23 protein-coding genes are annotated in these 22,767 nt (G+C 71.4%); 12 read left to right on the forward strand and 11 right to left on the reverse strand.

What is annotated here, in order from left to right:
- The first annotated feature begins 18 nt into the window (after positions 1-18).
- The 5 genes from AC1HFW_RS04200 (at position 19) to AC1HFW_RS04220 (ending at position 5,436) form a co-directional block, all read left to right on the forward strand.
- Positions 19-1,266, forward strand: a complete 1,248-nt coding sequence (locus tag AC1HFW_RS04200) for a D-amino acid dehydrogenase (RefSeq protein WP_238888731.1) — start codon at positions 19-21, stop codon at positions 1,264-1,266.
- Between the two features lie 224 nt (positions 1,267-1,490).
- A complete protein-coding gene (locus AC1HFW_RS04205) occupies positions 1,491-2,405 on the forward strand; it encodes a DMT family transporter (protein WP_006394124.1) in 915 nt (304 codons plus the stop codon).
- A gap of 128 nt (positions 2,406-2,533) precedes the next feature.
- The gene (locus tag AC1HFW_RS04210; RefSeq protein WP_479281922.1) at positions 2,534-3,493 is read left to right on the forward strand and encodes a proline dehydrogenase family protein; all 960 of its coding nucleotides are present in this window, start codon (positions 2,534-2,536) and stop codon (positions 3,491-3,493) included.
- Positions 3,494-3,557: 64 nt separating this feature from the next.
- Positions 3,558-4,376 (forward strand): helix-turn-helix transcriptional regulator, encoded by an 819-nt coding sequence (locus AC1HFW_RS04215; protein ID WP_479281924.1) that lies wholly within the window; start codon positions 3,558-3,560, stop codon positions 4,374-4,376.
- 118 nt (positions 4,377-4,494) lie between these two features.
- A complete protein-coding gene (locus AC1HFW_RS04220; protein ID WP_104021541.1) occupies positions 4,495-5,436 on the forward strand; it encodes an alpha/beta hydrolase family protein in 942 nt (313 codons plus the stop codon).
- Here the strand turns inward: AC1HFW_RS04220 and AC1HFW_RS04225 are convergent.
- Positions 5,345-6,007, reverse strand: coding sequence for a flavodoxin family protein (locus AC1HFW_RS04225; protein WP_006394128.1), 663 nt, complete (start codon positions 6,005-6,007; stop codon positions 5,345-5,347). The genes AC1HFW_RS04220 and AC1HFW_RS04225 overlap by 92 nt on opposite strands.
- A gap of 115 nt (positions 6,008-6,122) precedes the next feature.
- On the opposite strand from AC1HFW_RS04225, the gene AC1HFW_RS04230 reads away from it, so the two are divergent.
- Positions 6,123-7,007 carry a LysR substrate-binding domain-containing protein gene (locus tag AC1HFW_RS04230; protein ID WP_479281927.1) on the forward strand — a complete coding sequence of 295 codons (885 nt, stop codon included), beginning with the start codon at positions 6,123-6,125 and terminating at the stop codon, positions 7,005-7,007.
- 37 nt (positions 7,008-7,044) lie between these two features.
- Here the strand turns inward: AC1HFW_RS04230 and AC1HFW_RS04235 are convergent, their stop codons facing one another.
- Positions 7,045-8,343, reverse strand: a complete 1,299-nt coding sequence (locus tag AC1HFW_RS04235) for an MFS transporter (protein WP_479281929.1) — start codon at positions 8,341-8,343, stop codon at positions 7,045-7,047.
- Positions 8,344-8,440: 97 nt separating this feature from the next.
- Between AC1HFW_RS04235 and AC1HFW_RS04240 the strand changes: the two genes are divergently transcribed.
- From AC1HFW_RS04240 to AC1HFW_RS04255, 4 genes are all read left to right on the forward strand, one after another.
- Positions 8,441-9,400, forward strand: a complete 960-nt coding sequence (locus tag AC1HFW_RS04240) for a LysR substrate-binding domain-containing protein (RefSeq protein WP_479286457.1) — start codon at positions 8,441-8,443, stop codon at positions 9,398-9,400.
- A gap of 1 nt (position 9,401) precedes the next feature.
- Positions 9,402-10,289, forward strand: coding sequence for a LysR family transcriptional regulator (locus AC1HFW_RS04245; protein WP_006394134.1), 888 nt, complete (start codon positions 9,402-9,404; stop codon positions 10,287-10,289).
- A gap of 101 nt (positions 10,290-10,390) precedes the next feature.
- Entirely contained in the window at positions 10,391-11,020 is a 630-nt protein-coding gene (locus tag AC1HFW_RS04250; RefSeq protein WP_479281931.1) for a glutathione S-transferase family protein, read from the forward strand.
- A gap of 41 nt (positions 11,021-11,061) precedes the next feature.
- Positions 11,062-12,117, forward strand: a complete 1,056-nt coding sequence (locus tag AC1HFW_RS04255) for a pyridoxamine 5'-phosphate oxidase family protein (RefSeq protein WP_479281933.1) — start codon at positions 11,062-11,064, stop codon at positions 12,115-12,117.
- 10 nt (positions 12,118-12,127) lie between these two features.
- Here the strand turns inward: AC1HFW_RS04255 and AC1HFW_RS04260 are convergent, their stop codons facing one another.
- Entirely contained in the window at positions 12,128-12,586 is a 459-nt protein-coding gene (locus AC1HFW_RS04260) for a winged helix-turn-helix transcriptional regulator (RefSeq protein ID WP_198484569.1), read from the reverse strand.
- 202 nt (positions 12,587-12,788) lie between these two features.
- Between AC1HFW_RS04260 and AC1HFW_RS04265 the strand changes: the two genes are divergently transcribed.
- Entirely contained in the window at positions 12,789-13,985 is a 1,197-nt protein-coding gene (locus AC1HFW_RS04265; protein ID WP_479281935.1) for an MFS transporter, read from the forward strand.
- A 31-nt stretch (positions 13,986-14,016) separates the two neighbouring features.
- Here AC1HFW_RS04265 and AC1HFW_RS04270 read toward each other — a convergent pair whose 3' ends face one another.
- From AC1HFW_RS04270 to AC1HFW_RS04295, 6 genes are all read right to left on the reverse strand, one after another.
- On the reverse strand, positions 14,017-14,310 hold the full coding sequence (locus AC1HFW_RS04270) for a hypothetical protein (protein ID WP_116523017.1): 294 nt from the start codon (positions 14,308-14,310) through the stop codon (positions 14,017-14,019).
- A 1-nt stretch (position 14,311) separates the two neighbouring features.
- Positions 14,312-15,052: an ABC transporter ATP-binding protein gene (locus AC1HFW_RS04275; RefSeq protein WP_479281938.1), complete on the reverse strand. Its 741-nt coding sequence runs from the start codon at positions 15,050-15,052 to the stop codon at positions 14,312-14,314.
- Positions 15,040-15,858 (reverse strand): ABC transporter permease, encoded by an 819-nt coding sequence (locus AC1HFW_RS04280; RefSeq protein ID WP_241073933.1) that lies wholly within the window; start codon positions 15,856-15,858, stop codon positions 15,040-15,042. The genes AC1HFW_RS04275 and AC1HFW_RS04280 overlap by 13 nt, the downstream gene beginning before the upstream one ends.
- Complete coding sequence (locus AC1HFW_RS04285) at positions 15,855-16,868, reverse strand: ABC transporter substrate-binding protein (RefSeq protein ID WP_479281940.1); 1,014 nt, start codon at positions 16,866-16,868, stop codon at positions 15,855-15,857. Before AC1HFW_RS04285 ends, AC1HFW_RS04280 begins: the two co-directional genes overlap by 4 nt.
- Positions 16,869-17,066: 198 nt before the next feature.
- On the reverse strand, positions 17,067-18,836 hold the full coding sequence (locus AC1HFW_RS04290; protein ID WP_479281942.1) for an acyl-CoA dehydrogenase: 1,770 nt from the start codon (positions 18,834-18,836) through the stop codon (positions 17,067-17,069).
- A gap of 28 nt (positions 18,837-18,864) precedes the next feature.
- The gene (locus AC1HFW_RS04295; protein WP_479281944.1) at positions 18,865-20,502 is read right to left on the reverse strand and encodes an acyl-CoA synthetase; all 1,638 of its coding nucleotides are present in this window, start codon (positions 20,500-20,502) and stop codon (positions 18,865-18,867) included.
- 195 nt (positions 20,503-20,697) lie between these two features.
- Between AC1HFW_RS04295 and AC1HFW_RS04300 the strand changes: the two genes are divergently transcribed.
- Positions 20,698-21,408, forward strand: coding sequence for a Crp/Fnr family transcriptional regulator (locus AC1HFW_RS04300; RefSeq protein WP_241069339.1), 711 nt, complete (start codon positions 20,698-20,700; stop codon positions 21,406-21,408).
- A gap of 10 nt (positions 21,409-21,418) precedes the next feature.
- Here the strand turns inward: AC1HFW_RS04300 and AC1HFW_RS04305 are convergent, their stop codons facing one another.
- Both AC1HFW_RS04305 and AC1HFW_RS04310 read right to left on the reverse strand, forming a co-directional pair.
- Entirely contained in the window at positions 21,419-22,120 is a 702-nt protein-coding gene (locus AC1HFW_RS04305; RefSeq protein ID WP_238888756.1) for an aspartate/glutamate racemase family protein, read from the reverse strand.
- Between the two features lie 21 nt (positions 22,121-22,141).
- Positions 22,142-22,597 (reverse strand): MarR family winged helix-turn-helix transcriptional regulator, encoded by a 456-nt coding sequence (locus AC1HFW_RS04310; protein WP_479281947.1) that lies wholly within the window; start codon positions 22,595-22,597, stop codon positions 22,142-22,144.
- Between the last annotated feature and the right edge of the window lie 170 nt (positions 22,598-22,767).

Raw genomic sequence — 22,767 nt, forward strand, 5'->3', positions numbered from 1 at the left:
CTTATCGGGATGCAGGGTATGCGCGTATGCGTCATCGGCGCCGGGGTCGTGGGTGTGACTTCGGCCTATTTCCTGGCCCGCCAGGGCCATGAGGTCGTGCTGGTCGACAGCCACGCCCATCCGGCCGAGGTGTCCAGCTACGCCAACGGCGGCCAGCTCAGCTACAGCTACGTCGCGCCGCTGGCCGGGCCGGGCGTGCTGCCGAACGTGCCGGGCTGGCTGCTGCGCGAGGATTCGCCGCTGCGTTTCCGGCCGCGGCTCGACCCGCACCAGTGGCGCTGGTGCCTGCGCTTCGCGCTGGCCTGCCGCGCCTCGGTGGCGCGCGAGTCCACCGCGCAATTGCAGGCGCTGTCCTTTCTCAGCCGCGATGCCATGCACGCCTTGCTGGAACAGGAGAACCTGGAATTCGGCCATCTGCGCAACGGCAAGCTGATCGCCTATCGCAGCGCGGCCCTGCTGGAAAAGGCGCGCGCGCTGGTCGCCTATCAGGCGGCCCATGGCGCCGAGCAGGAGGTGCTGGACGCCGCCCAGACGCTGCAACGCGAGCCGGCGCTGGCCGGCATGGGCGCCAGCCTGGCCGGCGCCATCTACACCCCGAGCGAAGAGGCGGGCGACTGCCGCCAGTTCACGCAGGCGCTGTTCGAACGGCTGCAAGCGCTGCCCAACGTGCAGTGCGCCATGTCCAATCCGGTCGCCGGCCTGCAGCGCGAAGGCCGCCGCATCGTTGCCGTGCACACCCGCGACGGCGACATCGGCGCCGACGCGGTGGTGCTGGCCACGGGCATCGGCACGCGCGCCTTGCTGCAGCCGCTGGGCCACGATGTGCCGCTGTATCCGCTCAAGGGCTACAGCCTGACCGTGCCGCTGGCGGACGACGACGCCGTGGCGCCGCGCATCAGCGTCACCGACTACGAGCGCCGCATCGTCTACGCGCGGGTCGGCGGGGTGCTGCGGATCGCCGCCATGGTCGACATCGGCAGCGCCAACGCCGACATCGATCCGGCCCGCATCGCGCTGCTCAAGCGCCAGGTGCGCGAGGCCTTCCCCGCGCTGGACCTGGCGCAGGCGATTCCCTGGGCCGGGCTGCGCCCGGCCACGCCCACCGGCAAGCCGCTGATCGGCCGCAGTTCCGCCGCCGACAACCTGTGGCTGAACATCGGCCAGGGCGCGCTCGGCTTCACGCTGGCCTGCGGCAGCGCCGCGCTGCTGACGGCGCAGATGGCGGGGCTGGAGACGCCGCTGGACGCGCTGCCGTTCCGGCCTTGAGGCCGGGGCCGGACTCCCGGGGCTCGTACTTGCCGGGCATGTCCATCCGGGGGCATGTCCATCCGGGGCACGTCCATCTGCGGAATGTCCATTTCAAGATAGTCATTGCCTGTTCATCGGCAGACGGGCGCGCTCGCGCTCAATAGGATACCGCTCATCCGCCACCTGCGCGGCGCCTTGCGCCGCGGCGGAGAGCCGATTCCCATTCTGCGAGTGATCCCATCATGCCCTACCTGTTTCCATTGTTCGCCATCCTGTTCTGGGCGGGCAATGTCATCGTGTCCAAGATGGCGGCCAGCGCCATCTCGCCCACCGCCATCACCTTCTACCGGCTGATCCTGGCGCTGGCGATCATGGGCCTGTTCACGGCTGTGCCGGCCTGGCGCAACCGCAAGGTCATCCTGCGCCACTGGCCCAAGCTGGCGCTGTATGGCGCGCTGTCGTCGGCGTTGTTCCAGGCGCTGTCGTACCGCGCCGCCGAAACCACCACCGCCACCAACATGGCCATCCTGACCGCGCTGATCCCGCTGCTCAGCATGCTGCTGAGCGTGGTCATCCTGCGCGATCCGCTGACGCTGGGCATGGCGGCGGGCGGGGCGCTGTCGTTCCTGGGCCTGCTGTACCTGGTGGGGCAGGGCGAGATGCTGAGCGTGTTCCAGCACGGCATCCACGTCGGCGACGGGCTGATGCTGCTGGCGGCCTTCTCGTACGCGCTGTACGGCGTGCTGCTGCGCCACTGGAAGGTGCCGCTGCCGGCGTGGCAGTCGACCTTCGTGCAGTCGATCTTCGCGCTGCTCTACATGCTGCCGCTGTACCTGCAGGTGCCGGCCGCGCAGGCGGCGCTGGACGCCAAGACCATTCCGCTGATCCTGTACGCGGGCATCTTCTCGTCGGTGCTGCTGTCGTTCCTGTGGATCGAGGGCGTGCATCGCCTGGGGCCGAATCGCTGCAGCATCTTCATCAACCTGCTGCCGCTGTTCACCGCGCTGGCCGCGTTCGTGCTGCTGCGCGAGCAGTTGCGGTCGTATCACCTGCTGGGCGGCGCGGTGACGCTGCTGGGCGTGCTGCTGGCGCAGACGGTGCAGCGGCCGCTGTTCGGCCGTGGCCGGGCCGCCGCCTTGGCCGCCGGCAAGGCGTAAGGAACGCGGGCGCGGGCCTGGCGCCCGCGCCCCGGCAGGCCGGCGGGGCCACGGCCCGCCGGATTCACTCCCGTTCAAGACGCGAGCCGGTCGCCGCCGCATAGTGAGGCGCTTTGACCGGAGCGTCCATGAGCCTTTTCCAGAAATCCGCCATCGCGCTGGCCCGCAGCCCGGGCGTGGGGCGCGCCATGCGCGCATTGGCCGCGCGCACGTCGCTGGCGCGCCGCTTCGTCGGCGGCGCCGACATCGCGCAGGCGGTGCGCAGCGCGGTCCGGCTGCGCGAGGCGTATGGCATCCGCGCATCCTTGTTCTACCTGGGCGAGTACGTGGCCGATGCCGACGCCATCGAGCACAACACGCGGCAGGCCATGCAGGCCTGCGCCGCGCTGGGCCAGGCGGGGCTGGACGTGCACGTGTCCATCGACCCCACCGCCATCGGCTACATGCGCGGCGACGCGCTGGGGCGCGGCAATGCGCGGCGCATCGCCGAGGCGGCGCGCGAGGCGTCGGCGGGCGGCCGCGACTGGGTGGTGCTGGACATGGAGGACTCGGGCCTGCGCGAACGCACCTGCGCCCTGCATCGCGAGCTGTTGCAGGCGGGCCTGCCCGCCGGGCTGACCCTGCAGGCGCGCCGCCGCGGCACGCCGGCGGACCTGGCCGCGACCATCGGCCAGCGCACCTCGCTGCGGCTGGTCAAGGGCGCCTTTCCCGAACGCGCGCTGGACCATGCCGGCCGCGCGCGGATCGACCAGGCCTACCTGGACGCGGCCGCCATCATGCTGTCGCCGGCGGCGCGCGAGGCCGGTTTCCTGCCGGTCTTCGGCACCCACGACGACCGGCTCGCGGGCGCCATCATGACGCTGGCGCGCGAGCGCGGCTGGGCGCCGGAGGCGTTCGAGTTCGAGATGCTCTATGGCGTGCGGCCGGACTGGCAGCTGGCGCTGCGCCAGCTGGGCTATGCCGTCCGCGTCTACCTGCCGTTCGGCCAGGACTGGTGGCCCTACGCCGCGCGACGCATCGGCGAACACCCGCGCAACGCCTGGCTGCTGGCGCGTTCGCTGGGCGCGCAAGGGCGCTATTTCGGGTAGCCTGTCGCCAGCGCGGCCGCCGCCGGCCGCCGCGTCCCGACTGTCCTGCCCAGGCGTTTTTCCGATGGCGGTTTCCCAACATATCTGGCATTGCGGCGCGAACCTGCCCGGCGACGTGCTGATCGCCGACCTGCGCGCCTATCGCTACGAGGCGCACTTCCACGACGCCTGGTCGATCGGCGCCATCGCCCGCGGGCGTTGCGCTTTCACCGTGCACGGCCGGCCGTTCGAGGCGGGCGAGGGCGACCTGGTGGTGATCGCGCCGGGGCAGGTGCACACCGGCGGCACATCGGCCGGTCTGCTGGCCTACCGCATGGCGTACATCGAGCCGCGCTGGTTCGAGAACCATGCCGTGGCGCTGCGCGAGGGCGGCCTGGCGCTGCCGGGGCCGGTGATCCATGACGCCGCGCTGTGCGACGCCTGGCTGGCGGCGCTGGCGCCCGACGCCGTCGACGACGCCGCGCGCAGTGGCCGCCTGTCGGCCGCCCTGTTCAGCCTGCTGGCCGCGCACGGGCGGGCGCCGGCCGCGTCCGAGGCGGCGCCGCCTGGCGAGCCGGACGTCTGCGCCTTGCTGTTGCAGCGCATGCGCGCCGATCCGGCGTGCGCGCCCGACCTGGAGGCGTTGGCCCAGGCCGAGGGCCGCCACCGCAGCACGCTGGTCAAGCGGTTCGCGCGGCGCTATGGCCTGCCGCCGTTGGCGTGGCTGCGCAATTGGCGGGTGGCGCGCGCCCGCGCGCTGCTGCGGGGCGGCCTGCCGCTGGCCGAGGCGGCGCTGGCCGTGGGCTTTGCCGACCAGGCGCACCTGACGCGCGTGTTCAAGCAGGTCTATGGCAGTCCGCCGGGAGTGTTGCGCCGCTCGGCGGGGCGCGGCGCGCCGGGTTAGACATTCTTGCAAATCATGTAATGAGTGACGAATAATCGTTTGAAGCCCTGTTTTTATGCGGATTTAATCGATCCATGACGGCGTTTTCGCGCCTTTTTGATTGATTACAGGGAATGTGATGATGGACACGCAACGCATCACGCTGCGCGCCGCCGACGGCGTGGCGCTGGGAGGCTATGTGTGGCGCCACCCCGAGCCGGATCCGGCCGGGCCGCGCCCGGTGGTCGTCATCAACGCCGCCACGTCGGTGCGCTGCCGCTATTACGCGCGTTTCGCGGCCTACCTGCACCAGCATGGTTTCGACGTGCTGACCTACGACTATCGCGGGATCGGCGAATCGCGCCCGGCCTCGCTGCGCGGCTTCGAGGCGTCCTGGATGGACTGGGGCGAGAAGGATTTCGAGGCGGTGCTGGGCTATGTCGACACGCACTTCCCCGGCCAGCCGGTGGACGTGGTGGCGCACAGCATCGGCGGCTTCGTCACCGGCCTGGCGCCCTCGGCGCGGCGGGTGCGGCGCATTTTCACCATGGGCGCGCAGTACGCCTACTGGCGCGACTACGCCGCCGGGCAGCGGTTGCGCATGCTGGCCAAGTGGCATGTGGTGATGCCGCTGCTGGCGGCCTGTCTCGGGTATTTTCCGGGGCGCCGGCTGGGCTGGCTGGAGGACACGCCGCGCGGCGTGGTGCGCGACTGGAGCCTGATGGGGCCGCGGTTCGAGCGCCGCGGCCGGGCGCAGCACCGCGTGGCCGCGATGGCGGCGGTGACCGCGCCGATCCTGGCGCTCAGCGTCACCGACGACGAATTCGGCACCGAAGCCGCCGTTGGCCGGTTGCTGGCGTACTTCACCGGCAGCGCCCGCACCCATCTGCGGCTGGCGCCGGCATCGCTGGGACTGGAGGCGATCGGCCATTTCGCCTTTTTCCACGAGCGCTTCCGCGACACCCTGTGGCCGATCGCGCTGGGCTGGCTCAGTCGCGGCGAGCGTCGTCTGGCGGGGGCGACGCCCATACGTTGTGACTGCGTGGCGTCTCTAGCCGATAGTCCGAGTATTTCCGCGTGAAGAACTCGGCGCCCAGGATTTCGGCCGCCGCCAGCGGACGACGGGGGTCCAGGGCGACCTCGCCGCGGCTGTTGCCCGCGCCGTGCACGTAGCCGACGAAGTCGGCGTGCGTGTAGCGGGCGAATTCCTGCACCTGGTGCACCACGCCGAGCACGGCGCCGGGATAGGTTTCCTCCGACGCCACGGCCAGGCCCAGGCGCTTGCCGGCCATGCGCGCCTTGACCGCCTCGGGCTCGGGACCGGCGCCGGCGTAATGGGTGAAGGAGCGGTCGAAGAAGGCCTTGGTCTGCGCCGACATGCCATACCAGTAGAGCGGGGTGCAGAACAGCACGCCGTCGGCCGGCAGGAAGTGCTCGAGGAACAGCTCGGCATAGCGGTCGTCCGGCGCCGACGCATGGCGCAGGTCGGGCAGGAAACCCTTGATGTAGTCGTCCAGGAACAGCAGCGTGGCCGCGCTGCCGGCCGCCTGGGCGCCACGCTGGGCGGCGGCGCCCAGGGCGGCGCTGTTGCCGTCGCGGCGGGGGCTGCCCGCCAGGATCAGCAGGCGTTTTTGTCGATGATCTGAATTCATGTTCGATTGCCTCGTTGGGAAGGGGTTGCCAGGCAAAATTTACGGATTGAAGCCGGCTGCGACAAACGAGCATTTCTTGGCTAAGATGAAATAAATTCATCTATAAGGGGCCACCGTGTTCGCCTCCCTGCCGGTTACCGCGCTGCGCGCGTTCGAGGCCGCGGCGCGGCTGCGCAGTTTCAAGGCGGCCGCGGCCGAGTTGTCGGTGACGCCCACCGCCGTGTCGCACCAGATCAAGGCGCTGGAGCGCCACGCCGGCGTGGCGCTGTTCGACCGCGTGCCGCAGGGCGTGCGCCTGACCGACAGCGGCGCGCGCCTGTTCGCCAGCGCGCACGGCGCCTTGCTCGATATCGCGCAGACGCTGGATGCGCTGCGGCCGTCCAGCGTGGCGGGCGCCCTGACGCTGTCCACCACCCATTCGTTCGCGGCGTTGTGGCTGGTGCCGCGGCTGGGGCGCTTCTACCTGGCCTATCCGCAATACCAGTTGCGCCTGCAGGCGCAGGCCGAGACCATCGACCTGTTGCAGGACGCCAGCGTGGATGTGGCGATCCGCTACAGCAGCCGGCGCTATCCGGCGCTGCACGCGGCCTGCGCGTTGCAGGAGCGGTTCGGCGTCTATGGTGCGCCGGCCCTGGTGGCGCAGGCGCGCCGCGCCAAGCCCGCGCTGGTGACGGTGCGCTGGCGCGATTCGGCGCTGTATGACGAGGGCTGGCGCCAATGGTGCGACGCGGCGGGCCTGCCGGGCTGGCGCAAGCCGGCGGCGGTGCATGCGTATGCCGAGGAACACTATGCGTTGCAGGCCGCGATCGCCGGCCAGGGGCTGGTGCTGGCCAGTTCGGTGATGGTGTCCGACAGCGTCGCGGCCGGCACGCTGGTGCCGTTGCGGCCCGAAGTGAGCGTGGCGGGCGCGTCCTACACCGCGCTGTGCGCGCCGGGCCGCGAACGCCATCCGCCGGTCAAGGCGTTCCTGGCGTGGCTGCGGCAGGAGTTCAAGGGCTAGCGTTGGCGGCGGTCGATGGGCGTCGGCCCGCGCGCGTTCACGGCCGCGCTGGCCGCGGCAGCAGCGGCAAGACCGCCAGCATGGCGCCGCCGGCGGCCAGCCAGGCCAGCGGCCAGGACGCGGCCGCCACCAGCCGCGGCAGCGCCAGCGGCGTCAGGAACAGCCCCAGGTAGACGCAGGTGTTGGCCAGCCCCAGCGCGGTGCCGGCGCGGGCGGCGCCGGCCAGCGTGGCCAGCTCGGTGTAGGCCACGCCGTGCCAGGCCGATGCGCAGATGCCGGCGATTGCCAGCAGCACCGGCACGGCCAGTATCGCCACGCGATTGCCAGGCTCGTCGCCGACGGCCCAGGCGGCGGCCGCCAGCGCCATGAACAACAGGCCTCCCAGCCAGACGCAGCCGCGCAGGTAGGCGCGGCGGTTGCCGTGGCGGTCGGTCCAGCGGCCGCTGGCGATGCGCGCGACCATCGCGCCCAATTGCACCGCCACCATCACGGCGGTCAGCGTGGCGATGCCGGCGCCGCTGAAGTCGTGCAGGAATACCGTGGCGAACGTCAGCACCGCGAATTGCGGGCAGCACAGCAGGCCGATGGCCACCGCCGCGCGCCACACCCGGGCGTCGCGCAGGGGGCTGGAGGGCGGGGCGGCGGCCAGCATGCGGCCGGCAGGCGAGGGGCGCGCGTCCGTTCCGCGCGGCGCGGACGCCCGCGCTCGATCCGGCTCGCGCAGCCATCCCAGCGTCAGTAGCGCGGCGCCCGCGCACAGGCCGGCCAGCAGGCCGAAGACCGCGCCGAAGCCGGCCCGCGACGCCAGCCACGGCAGCACCAGCGCGCCCAGGCCGCCGCCCAGCGGCACGGCGGTCTGGCGGATGCTCATCGCCAGGCCGCGCTCGCCCTCGTCGAACCACGCCATCACCGCGCGGCCGCTGGCGCCGTTGACGCTGCCGCCCATCACGCCCACCAGCAGCAGGCCCAGCGCCAGCAGCCACAGGGCGGGCGCGACGCCGTGGGCCGGGGCGGCGCACAGGCTCATCCAGGCCAGCGCCGCCGCCGTCGCGCCCAGGCCGGCCAGCAGCACCGGCCGATCGCCCCAGCGGTCGGCCAGCAGGCCCCAGGGCAGTTCGAACAGCGCCACGCCCAGGCCGAGCACGCCCAGCGCCAGGCCCAGCGCGTCGTTGTCCAAGCGGTAATCGGCGCGCATGAAGACGGCGGTGGCGGGCAGGCCGGCCGCCGCCGCGGAGAACGCGACATTGGCGGCCACCCCCACCGCCAGCACCTTCCAGCGGTGGGCGGGGCGCGCGACAGGGGCGGGGGCGGAAAGCGCAGGGGCGGGCAGGGACATGACGGTTCCAGGCGGGATTGACGCGGCAAAGTCTGCGCCCGTAACATAATTCTGAAAATCAGGAAATTTTCAATTAAAGGTTTTGAAAAACGGGATGATCAGGCCTGTCACCTTTGACCTGGATGTGTTGCGCAGTTTCGTCGCCGGGGTCGAGCTGGGCAGCTTCGGCCGCGCGGCCGACCGTCTCGGGCGCTCCACGTCGGCCGTCAGCGCGCAGTTGAAAAAGCTCGAGGAGCAGGCCGGCGTGCCGCTGCTGCGCAAGGCCGGCCGCGGCCTGGCGCTGACCGACGCGGGCGAGACCATGCTGGCGTACGCGCGCCGGCTGCTGGAGCTGAACGACCAGGCCTCGGTGGCGGTGCGCGGCACGCGGTTGCAGGGGCGGGTGCGCCTGGGGCTGCAGGAGGATTTCGGCGAGATCCTGCTGCCGCAGGTGCTGGGCCAGTTCGCCCGCGCCCATCCGCAGGTGCGGATCGAAGCGCGGGTGGCGCGCAACGCCGAGCTGCTCGAACGCCTGGCGGCCGGCGAACTGGACCTGGCGCTGGCCTGGGACCATGACGCGACGCGGCCGCATGGCGTCAGGTTGGCCGAACTGCCGCTTTGCTGGATCGGGCCGGCCGTCACCGATCCCGCCGCGCCGGCGCGCGATGCCGACGGCGCCCTGCCGCTGGTGGCGTTCGAGACGCCCTGCCTGTTCCGCGGCCGCGCCACCGAGGCGCTGGACCGCGCCGGCATCGCCTGGACCTCGGCCTTCATCAGCCCGAGCCTGGCGGGCCTGTGGGCGGCGGTCAGCGCGGGGTTGGGGGTGATGGTGCGCACGCCGCTGGGGTTGCCGAACGGATTGCGGGTGATGGCGCCGGGCGAGCAGGGCCTGCCGCCGTTGCCGGGGTTGGCGTTGTCGCTGTATCACGCGCGGGGCCGGCCCGGCCCGGTGGCCGCGGCCCTGGCCGACATCGTGCGCCAGTGCGTGCGCGACAGCGTCGCGGCGCTGCCCGCCGTGCCGGGCCTGCCGGCGCGCATCCATTTCGAGGAGGCCGAGCGCCTTGAACCGATTCCATGAAATGAGCGTTTTCCTGGCGGTGGCCGAAGCGCAGAGCTTCGCCGCCGCGGCCCGCCGGCTGGCGATGTCGGCGCCGAGCGTGACGCGCAGCGTCGCGGCGCTGGAGCGCCGGCTGGGCACGCTGCTGCTGGTTCGCACCACCCGCAGCCTGCGCCTGACCGAAGCCGGCCAGCGCTACGCGGCCGATTGCCGCGCCATTCTGGAGGCGGTGGAGCAGGCCGACGATGCCGCCGCCGGCGCCATGGCCGCGCCGCGCGGGTCGCTGCACATCACCGCGCCGGCGCGCTTCGGCGAACTGCACGTCATGCCGGCGGTGCTGGGCTACCTGCGCCAGCACCGCGAGGTGTCGGTGCGCGCCTTGCTGGTGGATCGCGTGGTGAACCTGCTGGACGAAGGCGTGGACGTGGCGGTGCGCATCGGCGCCTTGCCCGATTCCACCCTGACGGCGGTGCCGGTGGGCCAGGTGCGGCGGGTGGTGTGCGCCTCGCCCGCGTTCCTGCAGCGCCATGGCACGCCCGACAGTCCCGACGCGCTGGCGCGTTTCTGCACCATCACGGCGGCGATGGAAGGGCGCGGCTCGCAATGGCGTTTCCTGCAGGACGGCCAGCCGCGGCGCCTGCCGCTGGAATCGCAGCTGACGGTGACCTCGTTCCAGGCCGCGGTGGCGGCGGCCTGCGAGGGTTGGGGGCTGACCCAGGTGGTGTCCTACCAGGTGGCGCGCGACCTGGCCAGCGGCGCCCTGCAGGTGGTGCTGCGCGACTACGAGATGGCGCCGATGCCGGTGCACGTGGTGTATCCGGAAGGGCGCAAGAGCTCGGCCAAGGTGCGCAGCTTCGTCGACTTCTGCGTCGATGCGCTGCGCCGCGACCTGGCGGCCCTGCCGGCCTGAATCCTTTCACCGGCGGCAATGGTGTCTTGCGCGCCGTGGCCGTTCCCCGGCGGGCGGCGCGGGTTCAACATGGAGGCCTGTTCCCAACCCGAGATGCCGCCATGTCCGCCGCTGCCCTGACGTTCTACAGTTTTCCCCTTTCCGGCCATTCGCACCGCGTGGCGCTGATGCTGTCCCTGCTGGAGGTGCCGCACCGCACGGTCGATGTGGACCTGCGCAGCGGCGCGCAGAAGCGGCCGGATTTCCTGGCGCTGAACGCCTTCGGCCAGGTGCCGGTGATCGACGACAACGGCGTGGTGGTGGCCGATTCGACCGCCATCCTGGTGTACCTGTGCAAGCGCTACGGCGGCCAGGCCTGGCTGCCCGAGGACGCGGTGGGCGCGGCGGCGGTGCAGCGCTGGCTGTCGGCGGCCTCCGGCCCGCTGGCGGGCGGCCCCGCCGCGGCGCGGCTGGTGACGGTGTTTGGCGCCCCGTATGACGTGCCGGCCACGCTGGCGCGCGCGCATGCCTTGCTGGCGGTGATGGAGCACGAACTCGCGGCCACCGGCTACCTGGCGGGCGCCGCGCCGACCATCGCCGACGTGGCCTGCTACACCTATGTGGCGCATGCGCCCGAGGGCAACGTATCGCTGGCGGCGTACCCGCGGGTGCGCGACTGGCTGGCGCGGATCGAGGCGCTGCCGCGCTTCGTGCCAATGGTGGCGTCGCCGGTCGGGTTGCGGGCGGCGTGATCGCAAGCGCGCGCGGCCGGTCCGCGCGCAAGGAGCCTGACATGAATGCGACAACGATGAAGCCGGTTGGCGCCGCGGATGCCGCGCAGGCCGGCGGCTCGCCCGCCGCCGCGCCGACCACCGCCACTGCGTCGACGAGCGCCACTGCGCCCGCGCCCTGGCACGCGGGCGAGCGGCAGTTGCAGGTGCGCATCGGCATGGCCGAGCGCATGGCGCAGGTCGGCGCCAAGGTGATCCGCCCGTACATGCCGGACCAGCACCGCGCGTTTTTCGCCCAGCTGCCGTTCCTGGTGGCGGGCGTGGTCGATGGCCAGGGCGATCCCTGGGCCGGGGTGCTGGAAGGCGAGCCGGGTTTCGCCGTGTCGCCGGATCCGGCCACGCTGCGGGTCGCGGCGGTGCCGGACGCCGACGATCCGCTGCGCGCCGGCATGGGGCCGGACCAGCCGCTGGGGCTGCTGGGCATCGAGCTGCACACGCGCCGCCGCAACCGCATGAACGGCCGCATCGCCGCGTGGGACGGCAGGCGCTTCGAGGTGGCGGTGGCCGAGTCGTTCGGCAACTGCCCGCAGTACATCCAGGCGCGCGATTTCCATTTCTCGCGCTCGCCGACCCTGCGCTTTCCGGGGCCGGTGCGCGAGCGGACGGGGCTGGCCGATGCCGACCGGGCGCTGATCGCGCGCGCCGACACGCTGTTCGTGGCGACCTATGCCGACACCGACGAGGCCGGGCGCCGGGTCGATGTCTCGCATCGCGGCGGCAAGCCGGGGTTCGTGCGGATCGACGGCGACACGCTGACGGTCCCGGATTTTTCCGGCAACCGCTTTTTCAATACGCTCGGCAACATGCTGCTCAATCCGCGCGCCGGGCTGCTGTTCATCGATTTCGAGCGTGGCGACGTATTGCAGGTGTCGGGCCGCGCCGAGGTGATCCTGGACAGTCCGGAGATCGAGACCTTCGCGGGGGCCGAGCGGCTGTGGCGCGTGCACGTGCAACGGGTGCGGGCCAGGCCGGGCGCGCTGGCGCTGCGTTGGCGCTTCGGCGGCTATTCGCCGACCGCGCTGGCCACCGGGCAATGGCCGCAAGCCGCCGCGGCCTGACGCGGGCTCGCTAGGCGCGGTCGCCGCCGACCTTGCGCACCACGGTGTCGTCCGGCGCCAGCGCGCGCCCGTCCTGGGCGCGGATCTCCAGGCGCTGCACCGGCTGGCCGCGCTTGCGGTCGATGAGCGTGGAGTGCGGTTCGGCGGGGCCGTAGTAATGGTCTTCGCCCCATTGGCGCAGGCCGACGATGACGGGAAACAGCGCCTGGCCTTTTTCCGTCAGCACGTATTCCTGGTAGGCGCTGCCGTCCGAGGCCGGCGCCGCCGCCAGGATCTCGTGCGCCACCAGCGTGCGCAGGCGGTCGCTGAGGATGTTCTTGGCCACGCCCAGGCTTTTCTGGAATTCGCCGAAACGCCGCACGCCATCGAAGGCGTCGCGCACGATCAGCAGCGACCACCAGTCGCCGATGGCGTCGAGCGCGCGCGCCACCGGGCAGGCGGCGCCTTCGAGGCTGGTGCGTTTGACCATGTCGTCCTGACCTTTGCCGCGCATCGCGGCGGAGGAAGATATCGAATGTGTAGTTGCATTATAAAACTTCGAGGAATAGCATTCTGGTTTCGTAATAAAACCACTTGAGGCCATCATGCCAGACCGGACCGATCCTGCTCCTGCTTCTGCGCCATCTCCTGTATCCCCAGCATCCGCGGCCGCCGCCGCATCGACCGGCCGCATGCCCACCGCCCTGGTGCTGCTGCTGGCCGTGGCCTGCGCGTTGAGCGTGGCCAACGTGTACTACGCGCAGCCGCTGCTGGACGCGATGGGCCGCGAATTCCGCCTGGACGAGGGCGCGGTGGGCATCGTCGTCACCGCGACGCAATTGGGTTGTGCGGTGGCGCTGCTGCTGGTGGTGCCGCTGGGCGACCTGCTCGACCGGCGCCGCCTGATGCTGGCGCAGCTGGGGCTGCTGGTGCTGGCGCTGGCCGCGGTGGCGCTGGCGTCCGCCGCGCCGTGGCTGCTGGCCGGGATGCTGGCGCTGGGCCTGCTCGGCACCGCCATGACCCAGGGCCTGCTGGCGCTGTCGGCCGCGCTGGCCGCGCCGGGCGAGCGCGGGCGGGTGGTCGGCGCGGTGCAGGGGGGCGTGGTGATCGGCCTGCTGCTGGCGCGGACCCTGGCGGGCGCCGTGGCCGACCTGTGGGGGTGGCGCGCGGTCTACCTGGTGTCGGCCGGCCTGGCCGCGCTGCTGGCCCTGGCGCTGGCCCGCTGGCTGCCGCGCCGCGCCTTGCCGACCGCGGGGCTGGGCTATGGCGCGCTGCTGCGCTCGATGTTCACCCTGCTGGCGAGCGAACGCGTGCTGCGGGTGCGCGGCATGATCGCGCTGTTGATGTTCGCCGTCTTCAGCGCGTTCTGGACGGCGCTGGTGCTGCCGCTGAGCGCGCCGCCGCATTCGCTGACGCATACCGCGGTGGGCGCGTTCGGGCTGGTGGGCGTGGCCGGGGTGCTGGTGGCGGCCCGGGCGGGGCGGCTGGCCGATCGAGGCCATGCCCAGCTCACCACCGGCGCGGGCCTGGCGCTGCTGTGCCTGGCCTGGGTGCCGATCGCCTTCCTGGACCAGAGCCTGTGGGCGCTGGCGCTGGGCGTGCTGGTGCTGGACATCGCGGCGCAGGCGTTGCACGTGACCAACCAGGCCATGATTTTCGCCATCAGCGCGCAGGCCCACAGCCGGCTGGTCGGCGGCTACATGATGTTCTACGCGGTGGGCAGCGGACTCGGGTCGATCGCCTCGACCTTCGTCTATGCGCGGGCCGGCTGGCTCGGCGTGTGCGCGCTGGGCCTGGGGCTGAGCCTGGCGGCAACGGTGTTCTGGGCGCTGACGCTGCCGCGCAAGGCGGCGCTGGCGCCGGACTGCGCCACCGCGCCGCGGGCGTGAGGGGCGCGCGGGCGGGAATTCCGCGCCGGGTTCAGGCCCGGATGTAGGCCCAGCCTTCGCCCTGGCGCTGCGCCAGGTGCAGCACCGCCGCCGGCACGGTGCGCAGCGTGGCCGGCGCCTGGGCGCCGGTCGCGGCCAGCGTGTTGGCGCACAGCAGCAGGTGTTCGTCGGTGGCGTGCGATTCGGCCAGCGCGGCGGCCACGGCGCCGGCATTGGCGACGATTTCCACCTGGGCCTGCGGGTCGGCCTTCTTCAGGTTGGCGGCATTGCGGCGGGCGCGCTCCAGCGCGGCGGGCGTGGGCGCGTGTATCAGCAGTCGGATCATGTCAGTGGTGTTCGAGCGTGTGGGCGATGGCCGCCACTTGCCGCGCGAAGGCCGGATCGGCCCGCTCGCGCGGACGCGGCAGGTCGATATCGTAACTGCCCGCGATGTTGGCCGGGCGGCCGCCCAGCACCACCACCTTGTCGGCCAGGAACACCGCTTCCTCGATGTCGTGGGTGACGAACAGCACCGCCGCGCCCGAGGCCTGCCAGACGCGGATCAGTTCCTGCTGCAGATTGCGGCGGGTGATGGCGTCGACCGCGCTGAAGGGTTCGTCCATCAGCAGCAGGTCGGGCTTGACCGCCAGCGCGCGGGCGATGCCGACGCGTTGCGCCTGGCCGCCGGACAGCTGGTGCGGCCAGCGGCGGCCGTAGTCGCCCAGGCCGGTCAATTGCAGCGCGGCGTCGACGCGCTGCTGCCGTTCCTGGCGGTCCAGGCCCAGGCCTTCGAGGCCGTAGCCGACGTTGCCGCCGACCGTGCGCCATGGCATCAGGCGGCTGTCCTGGAACACCACCGCGCGGCTGCGGCGGCCGGGGCGCGCGGGCGCCTGGAAGCGGACCTCGCCGCTGGCGGGGTCGGCCAGGCCGGCGGCCGCGCGCAGCAGCGTCGATTTGCCCACGCCCGAGCCGCCCACCACGGCGACGAAGCTGCCCGCCTCGATCGCCAGCGACAGGCCCTGGATCACGGGCGCCTCGGCGCCCGGATGGTGGTAGGAGAGTTTCGAGAATTCGATCACGGACGCCATTGCAGCACCTTGCTTTCGACCGTCGAGAACGCCAGGTCGCACAGCGTGTAGACCAGCGAGATGATCAGCATGTAGACCACCACCGCGTCGTAGGCGCCGACGCCGGCGGCGGCGTTCATTTCCTGGCCCATGCCGGGCACGCCCAGCAGTTCGGCGGCGATCAGCGTCATCCAGGCCTGGCCGATGCCGGTGCGCACGCCCGACAGCGCGCCGGGGGCGATGGCCGGCAGCGTCACGCCCAGGGCGCGCGCCAGGTAGCCGCCATGGCCGAAGGCGCGGGCCAGTTCGTAGTAGCGCGGGTCGACGTTGCGCACCGCGCTGTAGGTGGCGAAATAGTTGACCCAGAACACGCCGATCGCGATGACGAAGGCGGCGCCAGCGTGGCTGACCTTGAACCAGGCGATGGCGAACACCACCCAGGCCAGCGGCGGGATCGGCCGCAGGATGCGCGCCAGATAGGCTTGCGCCAGGTCGAAGCGCGGCAGCGTGGCGGCCGCCAGGCCCACGCCGAAGCCCAGCGCGGTGCCCGCGGCCAGGCCCCAGAAGTAATGCACCAGGCTGGAGCCGATGGCCGGCAGCAGGCGGCCCGATTGCCATTCCTGGACCAGCGTGGCGGGCAGCGCGAAGGGGTCGGGCAGGGTGCCCGGGGGCGCCCATTGCCAGATCAGCGCGGCTTTCCAGATGGCGATGAAGATGGCCAGTCCGCCGATGCCGTACGCCGCGCGGCGCGCGGCGGCGAACCCGGGCGGCGTGCCCTTGCGGGCCTGCGGCGCGGGGGCGGCCAGGGCCGGGGCGGTCTGGCTCATTGCTTGTTGGCCTTGTCGTAGAAGCGGCTGTCGAACAGCTGCTTGACGTCGACCTTGGCGGCTTCGACCGTGCCCAGGCTGGCCTGGAAGGTCTGCAGTTCGGCGGTGGCGTCGACGATGGCGTGCGGATCGGCCACGAACTGGTCATGCGAATTGCGGATGGCCTTCTCGACCAGCGCGCGGTCCAGGCGGCCGCCGCCGACGTACTTCTGCACGTGGGCCGCTGCGCGGGCCGGATCGTTCTTGAGCAGGGCGGTGGCGGCGAGCTGGGCGTCCACCAGCTGTTGCACGGCCTCGGGGTGCTCGGCGATCAGCTTGTCGCGCACCAGCAGCACGGCGCCGGGCTGGTTCGGGAACAGCTGCGAGCCGCGCGCCACCACGCGCGATTCCGGCACGCGGGTCAGCACGGTGGTGACGGTGGGTTCGAGGATGGCGGCGCCGTCGATGGCGCCGGTCAGCAGCGACTGCTGGATCTGCGCCTCGCCCTGGTAGATCAGTTCCAGGCTGGCCGGGTCGGCCTTGAGGCGGTTGCGCAGCCAGTATTGCAGCGCGGCCTCGGGCACCGCGCCCTTGGGGTAGCTGGCGATGACGGGCTTCCTGCCCTTGTCCTTGGCGAAGCGGGCGAACGCGGTGGCCGGATCGCCCGAGGCGAAATACGGCGCCAGCGCGCCCAGCGCGACCACGTTGACCTGCTCGACGATGTTGGAGGCCACCACCTTGATGCCGGCGCCCTTGGCGCTGGCCACCAGCGCCGGGCCGATGCCGACGTAGGCGACGTCGAGCTGCCCGGCCAGCAGGGCCTGGGTCAACGCCGGACCGCTCTGGAACTGCACCAGCTTGGGCGCGGGCGCGCCCTTGGCCTGCAGCGTGCCTTCTTCCAGCGCCACGAACAACTGCGCGTCCGGCAGGATCGGCAGGTAGCCGATTTCGAGCGCGGGCGGCGCGGCGTGGACGGGAACCAGGGACGTGGTGGCGGCGATGACGGCGGCGGTGAACAGCTTGCGGAACATGGAAGAGGGGTCCTGAACGACGGCGCCTTGGTGCGGCTGGCGGCTAGCCCGCGGGCAAGGGTTTCCGTTGCCTGCTTATTAATTTTAGATATGTTTATTCATTTTCTTTATTCTTTTTGGTTATATGTTTAACAGGGCCGCGCCCCAATGCAAAAGACCGCCGCGGCGGTCTTTTGCATTGGGGAAAGCGCGCCGGCGTCAGGGCTGCACGGCGTACTCGAGCGAGCCGGCCACCACCGCCGCCAGCCCCGGCGCCTGGGTCAGCTTGTGCAGCGCGTAGGTCTGGGCCGTGGCGATCTTGGCCTGGTGGAAGGCCGGGTCCTCGTCCTGGAGGTCCAGCGACGCCAGCAGCGCGCGCGCCATCTGCCAGCCGGCCAGCACCGTGCCCGCCAGCAGCAGGTAGGGCACCGCCGAGCCGAACACGGCGTTGGGATGCGCGGCGGCGTTGGCCACCACGAAGTCGACCGTGTTGGCCAGCGCCAGGCGGCCCTGGCGCAGCGGCGTCAGCACCAGCCGGGCGGCCGGCTCGGTGCGGGCCTGCAGCGCTTCCTCGGTCTTGCGGATCTCCTCGATCAGCGCCTGCGCCACCGCGCCACCGTCGCGCAGCGTCTTGCGGCCGACCAGGTCGTTGGCCTGGATCGCGGTGGTGCCTTCGTAGATGGTGAGGATGCGGGCGTCGCGGTAGTACTGGGCGGCGCCGGTTTCCTCGATGAAGCCCATGCCGCCATGCACCTGCACGCCCAGGCTGGCGACGTCGATGGAGGCCTCGGTGCACCAGCCCTTGACGATCGGCACCAGGAATTCCTGCACCGCCAGGTGGCGGGCGCGCGCGGCGGGGTCGGCGCTGGCGTGGGCCAGGTCGGCGTGGCCGGCGGTGTAGTAGGCCAGCGCGCGGCCGGCTTCGGTCAGGGCGCGCATGGTGCCCAGCATGCGGCGCACGTCCGGGTGCTGGAGGATGGGCACGGCGTCGCGCGAGGAGCCGTCCACCGGCCGGCTCTGCACGCGCTCGGCGGCGTAGGCCAGCGCGTGCTGGTAGGCGCGGTCGGCCACCGCGATGCCCTGCACGCCGACGGCGAAGCGGGCCGCGTTCATCATGATGAACATCGCGTCCAGGCCGCGGTTTTCCTGGCCCACCAGGTAGCCGATGGCGCCGCCCGCGTCGCCGAACTGCAGCGTGGCGGTGGGGCTGGCCTTGATGCCGAGCTTGTGCTCGATCGACACGCAAGTAACGTCGTTGCGCGCGCCCAGCGAGCCGTCGTCATTGACCAGGAACTTGGGCACCAGGAACAGCGAGATGCCCTTGACGCCCTCGGGGGCGTCGGGCAGGCGCGCCAGCACCAGGTGGATGATGTTCTCGGCCAGGTCGTGCTCGCCGTAGGTGATGAAGATCTTGGTGCCGGAGATGCGGTAGGTACCGTCGCCGACCGGCTGCGCGCGGCTGCGCAGCAGCGCCAGGTCCGAGCCGGCCTGCGGTTCGGTCAGGTTCATGGTGCCGGTCCACTGGCCCGACAGCATCGGGCCGATGAAGCGTTCACGCAGTTCGGGCGAGCCGGCCGTCAGCAGCGCCTCGACGGCGCCGTTGGTCAGCAGCGGACACAGGGCGAACGACAGGTTGGCGGCGTTGAGCATTTCGGAGCAGGGCGCGCCGAGCAGGCCGGGCAGGCCCTGGCCGCCGTATTCGGCCGGATGCGTCATGCCCTGCCAGCCGGCCTCGGCGTATTGGCGGAAAGCCTGCTTGAAGCCGGGCGAGGTGGTCACGGCGCCATCGCGCCAGGCGCTGGGCTCGCGGTCGGCGGGATGGTTCAGCGGCGCCAGCACGTCGGCGGCGAAGGTGGCGGCTTCCTCCAGCACGGCCTGGGCGGTGTCGGGCGTGGCTTCGGCGTATTGCGGCAGCGCGGCCACTTGCGGCAGGCCGGCAAGGTGGTTCAGCACGAACAGCATGTCTTTCACGGGGGCTTGGTACGTCATGGCGTCGGAGCTCCGGGTAGGAAGGGAATCAGGTGGCGTCGATGGCGCGGGTGGAACCCACCGCGGCGCGCAGTTCGAATTTCTGGATCTTGCCGGTCGAGGTCTTGGGCAGCTCGCCGAAGCGCACCGCGCGCGGCACCTTGAAGCCGGGCAGCAGCAGCTTGCAGTGCGCGATGATCTCTTCGGCGGTGGCGCTGCAGCCGGGCTTGAGCTCGACGAAGGCGCACGGCGTCTCGCCCCATTTCGGGTCGGGCATGGCCACCACCGCCACGGCGGCCACGGCCGGATGGCGGTAGAGGGCGTCCTCGACCTCGATGCTGGAGATGTTCTCGCCGCCCGAGATGATGATGTCCTTGCTGCGGTCCTTGATGCGGATGTAGCCGTCGGGCGTCATTACGCCCAGGTCGCCGGTGTGGAACCAGCCGCCGCTGAAGGCCTCGTCGGTGGCGCGCTCGTTCTTCAGGTAGCCCTTCATGCAGATGTTGCCGCGGAACATGATCTCGCCCACGGTCTGCTCGTCGGCCGGCACTTCCTCCATGGTGTCGGGGTTGCGCACCGAGACGCCGGCCTGCAGGTGGTAGCGCACGCCCTGGCGCGCGGTCAGCAGGGCGCGCTGTTCGTCTTCGAGGTCGTCCCAGGCGTCCTGCGTCGCGCACACGGCGGCGGGGCCGTAGACCTCGGTCAGGCCGTAGACGTGGGTCAGCTCGAAGCCGATTTCCTTCATCTTGGCGATCACCGCGGGCGCCGGCGCGGCGCCGGCCACCATGGTGCGCACGGTATGGGTGATGCCGGCGCGCAGCTCGGCCGGCGCGTTGGCCAGCGCGCTCTGCACGATGGGCGCGCCGCAGTAGTGGGTGACGCCCTCGGCGCGGATCAGGTCGAACACGGTCTTGGGATCGAACTTGCGCAGGCAGACGTTGACGCCGGCGCGGGCCGCCACGGTCCAGGCGAAGCACCAGCCGTTGCAGTGGAACAGCGGCAGGGTCCACAGGTAGACCGGATGCTTGGGCATGTCCCATTCGAGGATGTTGCTGACGGCGTTGAGATACGCGCCGCGGTAGTGGTAGACCACGCCCTTGGGATCGCCGGTGGTGCCGGAGGTGTAGTTCAGCGCGATCGCGTCCCACTCGTCGGCCGGCGGGCCCCAGTCGAACGTGGCGGGGGCGGCGGCCAGGAAGGCCTCGTAGTCGGTGGCGCCGGGCAGGGTGGCCGGGGCGCCGTCCAGGTCGTGCACCGAGATCACTTTCAGGTGCGGGAACTCGGCGCGGGCGCGCTGCGCGAGTTCGGCGTATTCGGTGTCGACGATCAGCGCGCGGGCCTCGCCGTGGCCCAGCATGAACAGCACGCTGGGCGTATCCAGGCGGGTGTTGAGGGTGTTGAGCACGGCGCCCAGCATCGGCACGCCGAAGTGCGCCTCGACCATGGCGGGGATGTTCGGCAGCATCACGGCCACCGTGTCGCCGCGCTGGATGCCGGCGGCGGCCAGCGCGCCGGCCAGACGTTGCGCGCGTTCGTAGGTCTGGGCCCAGGTGCGGCGCACGGCGCCATGCACTATCGCCAGGCGGTTGCCGTAGACCTGCGCGGCGCGGGCGATGAAGTCGACCGGGGTCAGGGGCTCGTAGTTGGCGTCACGGCGTGCCAGGCCGTGGTCGAACAGGCTGCTCATGCTTGTCTCCTGTGGGGCGCGGGGGCGCCCGGATATGCTTTTATGCGGGAAACTTGATCTGGATCGCCGGTATTGATCTGTAGCCGGAATCCCGCTGCTTGCTAGAGCTTATCGGCCGCCGGAAAATGGTGTCTGTCGCCTGCGCGACAGACCTTTTTCCGGGCGCCCAACCCGCAGTTTTACACGGTTCTTTCCATGTCCGATGTTTCAAACGTTGTTTCCCAGACCGAGCTGGCCGAACTGCTGCGCGGCTGCGCCTGGTTCACCGCGCTGGACGCCTCGCACCAGGAGCTGGTGCTGGCCACGGCGCGCGCCGAACACGTGGCCAGCGGCGCCTGGATCGCGCGCCGCAACGCGCCGTCGGACTATTGGCTGGGCGTGCACAGCGGCCTGCTCAAGCTGGCGATCTACAACGAATCGGGACGCAGCTGCACGTTCTCGGGGGTGCCGCCGGGCGGCTGGTTCGGCGAGGGCAGCGTCATCAAGCGCGAGCTGCGCAAGTACGACGTGGTGGCGATCCAGCCGTCGCTGGTGCTGCTGGTGCCGGCCGCCACCTTCCACGCGCTGCTGGCGGCCAGCCTGCCGTTCTCGCATTTCGTCATCGGCCAGTTGAACGACCGCATGGGCGAGTTCATCGCCTCGATCCAGAACCATCGCCTGCTGGATGCCGATGCGCGCGTGGCGCAGTCGCTGGCGCAGCTGTTCAACCCGCAGCTGTATCCGTCCACCGACCTGACGCTGGCGATCTCGCAGGAAGAACTGGGCTACCTGACCGGCCTGTCGCGCCAGCGCGTCAACCAGGCGCTGCAGACGCTGGCGGACCAGGGCATGCTGGCGCTGTCGTACAACCAGATCAAGGTGCTGACGCTGGACCGGCTGCGCCAGTACGGGCTGGACCAGCTCTGAAAAGGCGGGGTCAGGCCAGGGCGCGGTCGAGGGCGGCGCGCGCCAGGATGCGGGTGGAGTCCAGCGTCGGCAGCGCGCAATTGGCGTCGTTCAGCACCAGCGGCAATTCGGTGCAGCCCAGCACCACCGCGTCGCAGCCGGCATCGCGCAGCCGCGCCACCACGCCTTGCAGCAGGACCACCGATTCGGGCTTGAAGACGCCGTAGACCAGTTCGTCCATGATGACGCGCGCCAGCAGGTCGCGGTCGGCCGGCTCGGGGCGCACGAAGTCCAGGCCGCGCGCCCGCAGCTTGTCGGGATACACCGCGCTGTCGACCAGCCAGCGCGTCCCCAGGATGCCGATGCGGCGCAGGCCGCGGGCGGCCGCCACGGCCGCGACTTCCTCGGCGATGTGCAGCCACGGCAGCGGCGACTCCGGCAGCACGTGGCCCAGGGCCTGGTGGATGGTGTTGTCGGGGCAGACCAGGAAATCCGCGCCGGCGCGCGCCAGGCGGTCGGCGGAGGTCAGCATCAGGGCGCCCACGCCGGCCAGGTCATCGCGTTCCAGGCAGGCCACGTAGTCCGCCAGCGACAGGCTGTGCAGCGACACCTCGGGGTGCGCGTGCGGCCCCAGGCGCTGCGCGCCCTCGGCGCAGATCGTGCGGTAGCAGAGCGCGGCGCCTTCCGCCGAGCAGGCGACGATGCCGATGTGCAGGGGCGGATGGGCGGGCATGCGGACTCCGTGGCGGCCGGGTCAGGCGGCGGGTTTGGACAAGGCCCGCACATGGCGGGCGATCTGGCGGAACTGCTCGGCCATGGCGTCCTGCTGCGCTTGCGGCAGCTGCGACAGGAACAGTTCGTCGATGGCCGGGCCGTAGACCTTCCACATCTTGCGGCGCAGGGCCAGGCCTTGCGGCGTGATGCGGGCATAGGTGGCGCGGCGGTCCTCGTCGGAACGGAAGCGCTCGACCAGCCCGGCGGCCTCGATGCGGTCCATCAGGCGCGTCAGGTTGTAGCGCGCGATGACCATGCGTTCGGCCATCTCGAACATGCGCGCGGTGCCTTGCGGCGCGCGTTCCAGCGCCCACAGCGCGTCGTACCACGCCAGCGGCGGCAGGCCGGCGGCGGACAGTCGTTTTTCGATCTCTTCCACCACCAGCGCATGCGCGGTCAGGAAGAGGCTCCACGCGTCGGGCTTGCCCGTGGCCATGCGGTCGCTTCCTTGTCTTGAGATTTTCGCTGCCCGGATTGTAGAGGCCCGGGCCGCCGCCGGCAGGGTCGAAAACACCGCGGGCGGGTCCTTTATACCGCGCCCGGGCCGGGTAGAAACCACCTTGCCTGTTTCAACCCCATGATTTAGCGGCGTTTTTCGCTGGCACG

This window comes from Achromobacter sp. ISS7, from assembly GCF_056523125.1.

Bases quoted from the DNA above. Each gene is read 5' to 3' on its own strand.
- AC1HFW_RS04200 (WP_238888731.1), top strand. From the start codon at position 19: ATGCGCGTATGCGTCATCGGCGCCGGGGTCGTGGGTGTGACTTCGGCC.
- AC1HFW_RS04205 (WP_006394124.1), top strand. From the start codon at position 1,491: ATGCCCTACCTGTTTCCATTGTTCGCCATCCTGTTCTGGGCGGGCAAT.
- AC1HFW_RS04210 (WP_479281922.1), top strand. From the start codon at position 2,534: ATGAGCCTTTTCCAGAAATCCGCCATCGCGCTGGCCCGCAGCCCGGGC.
- AC1HFW_RS04215 (WP_479281924.1), top strand. From the start codon at position 3,558: ATGGCGGTTTCCCAACATATCTGGCATTGCGGCGCGAACCTGCCCGGC.
- AC1HFW_RS04220 (WP_104021541.1), top strand. From the start codon at position 4,495: ATGATGGACACGCAACGCATCACGCTGCGCGCCGCCGACGGCGTGGCG.
- AC1HFW_RS04225 (WP_006394128.1), bottom strand. From the start codon at position 6,007: ATGAATTCAGATCATCGACAAAAACGCCTGCTGATCCTGGCGGGCAGC.
- AC1HFW_RS04235 (WP_479281929.1), bottom strand. From the start codon at position 8,343: ATGTCCCTGCCCGCCCCTGCGCTTTCCGCCCCCGCCCCTGTCGCGCGC.
- AC1HFW_RS04245 (WP_006394134.1), top strand. From the start codon at position 9,402: ATGAGCGTTTTCCTGGCGGTGGCCGAAGCGCAGAGCTTCGCCGCCGCG.
- AC1HFW_RS04250 (WP_479281931.1), top strand. From the start codon at position 10,391: ATGTCCGCCGCTGCCCTGACGTTCTACAGTTTTCCCCTTTCCGGCCAT.
- AC1HFW_RS04255 (WP_479281933.1), top strand. From the start codon at position 11,062: ATGAATGCGACAACGATGAAGCCGGTTGGCGCCGCGGATGCCGCGCAG.
- AC1HFW_RS04260 (WP_198484569.1), bottom strand. From the start codon at position 12,586: ATGGTCAAACGCACCAGCCTCGAAGGCGCCGCCTGCCCGGTGGCGCGC.
- AC1HFW_RS04265 (WP_479281935.1), top strand. From the start codon at position 12,789: ATGCCCACCGCCCTGGTGCTGCTGCTGGCCGTGGCCTGCGCGTTGAGC.
- AC1HFW_RS04270 (WP_116523017.1), bottom strand. From the start codon at position 14,310: ATGATCCGACTGCTGATACACGCGCCCACGCCCGCCGCGCTGGAGCGC.
- AC1HFW_RS04275 (WP_479281938.1), bottom strand. From the start codon at position 15,052: ATGGCGTCCGTGATCGAATTCTCGAAACTCTCCTACCACCATCCGGGC.
- AC1HFW_RS04280 (WP_241073933.1), bottom strand. From the start codon at position 15,858: ATGAGCCAGACCGCCCCGGCCCTGGCCGCCCCCGCGCCGCAGGCCCGC.
- AC1HFW_RS04285 (WP_479281940.1), bottom strand. From the start codon at position 16,868: ATGTTCCGCAAGCTGTTCACCGCCGCCGTCATCGCCGCCACCACGTCC.
- AC1HFW_RS04290 (WP_479281942.1), bottom strand. From the start codon at position 18,836: ATGACGTACCAAGCCCCCGTGAAAGACATGCTGTTCGTGCTGAACCAC.
- AC1HFW_RS04295 (WP_479281944.1), bottom strand. From the start codon at position 20,502: ATGAGCAGCCTGTTCGACCACGGCCTGGCACGCCGTGACGCCAACTAC.
- AC1HFW_RS04300 (WP_241069339.1), top strand. From the start codon at position 20,698: ATGTCCGATGTTTCAAACGTTGTTTCCCAGACCGAGCTGGCCGAACTG.
- AC1HFW_RS04305 (WP_238888756.1), bottom strand. From the start codon at position 22,120: ATGCCCGCCCATCCGCCCCTGCACATCGGCATCGTCGCCTGCTCGGCG.
- AC1HFW_RS04310 (WP_479281947.1), bottom strand. From the start codon at position 22,597: ATGGCCACGGGCAAGCCCGACGCGTGGAGCCTCTTCCTGACCGCGCAT.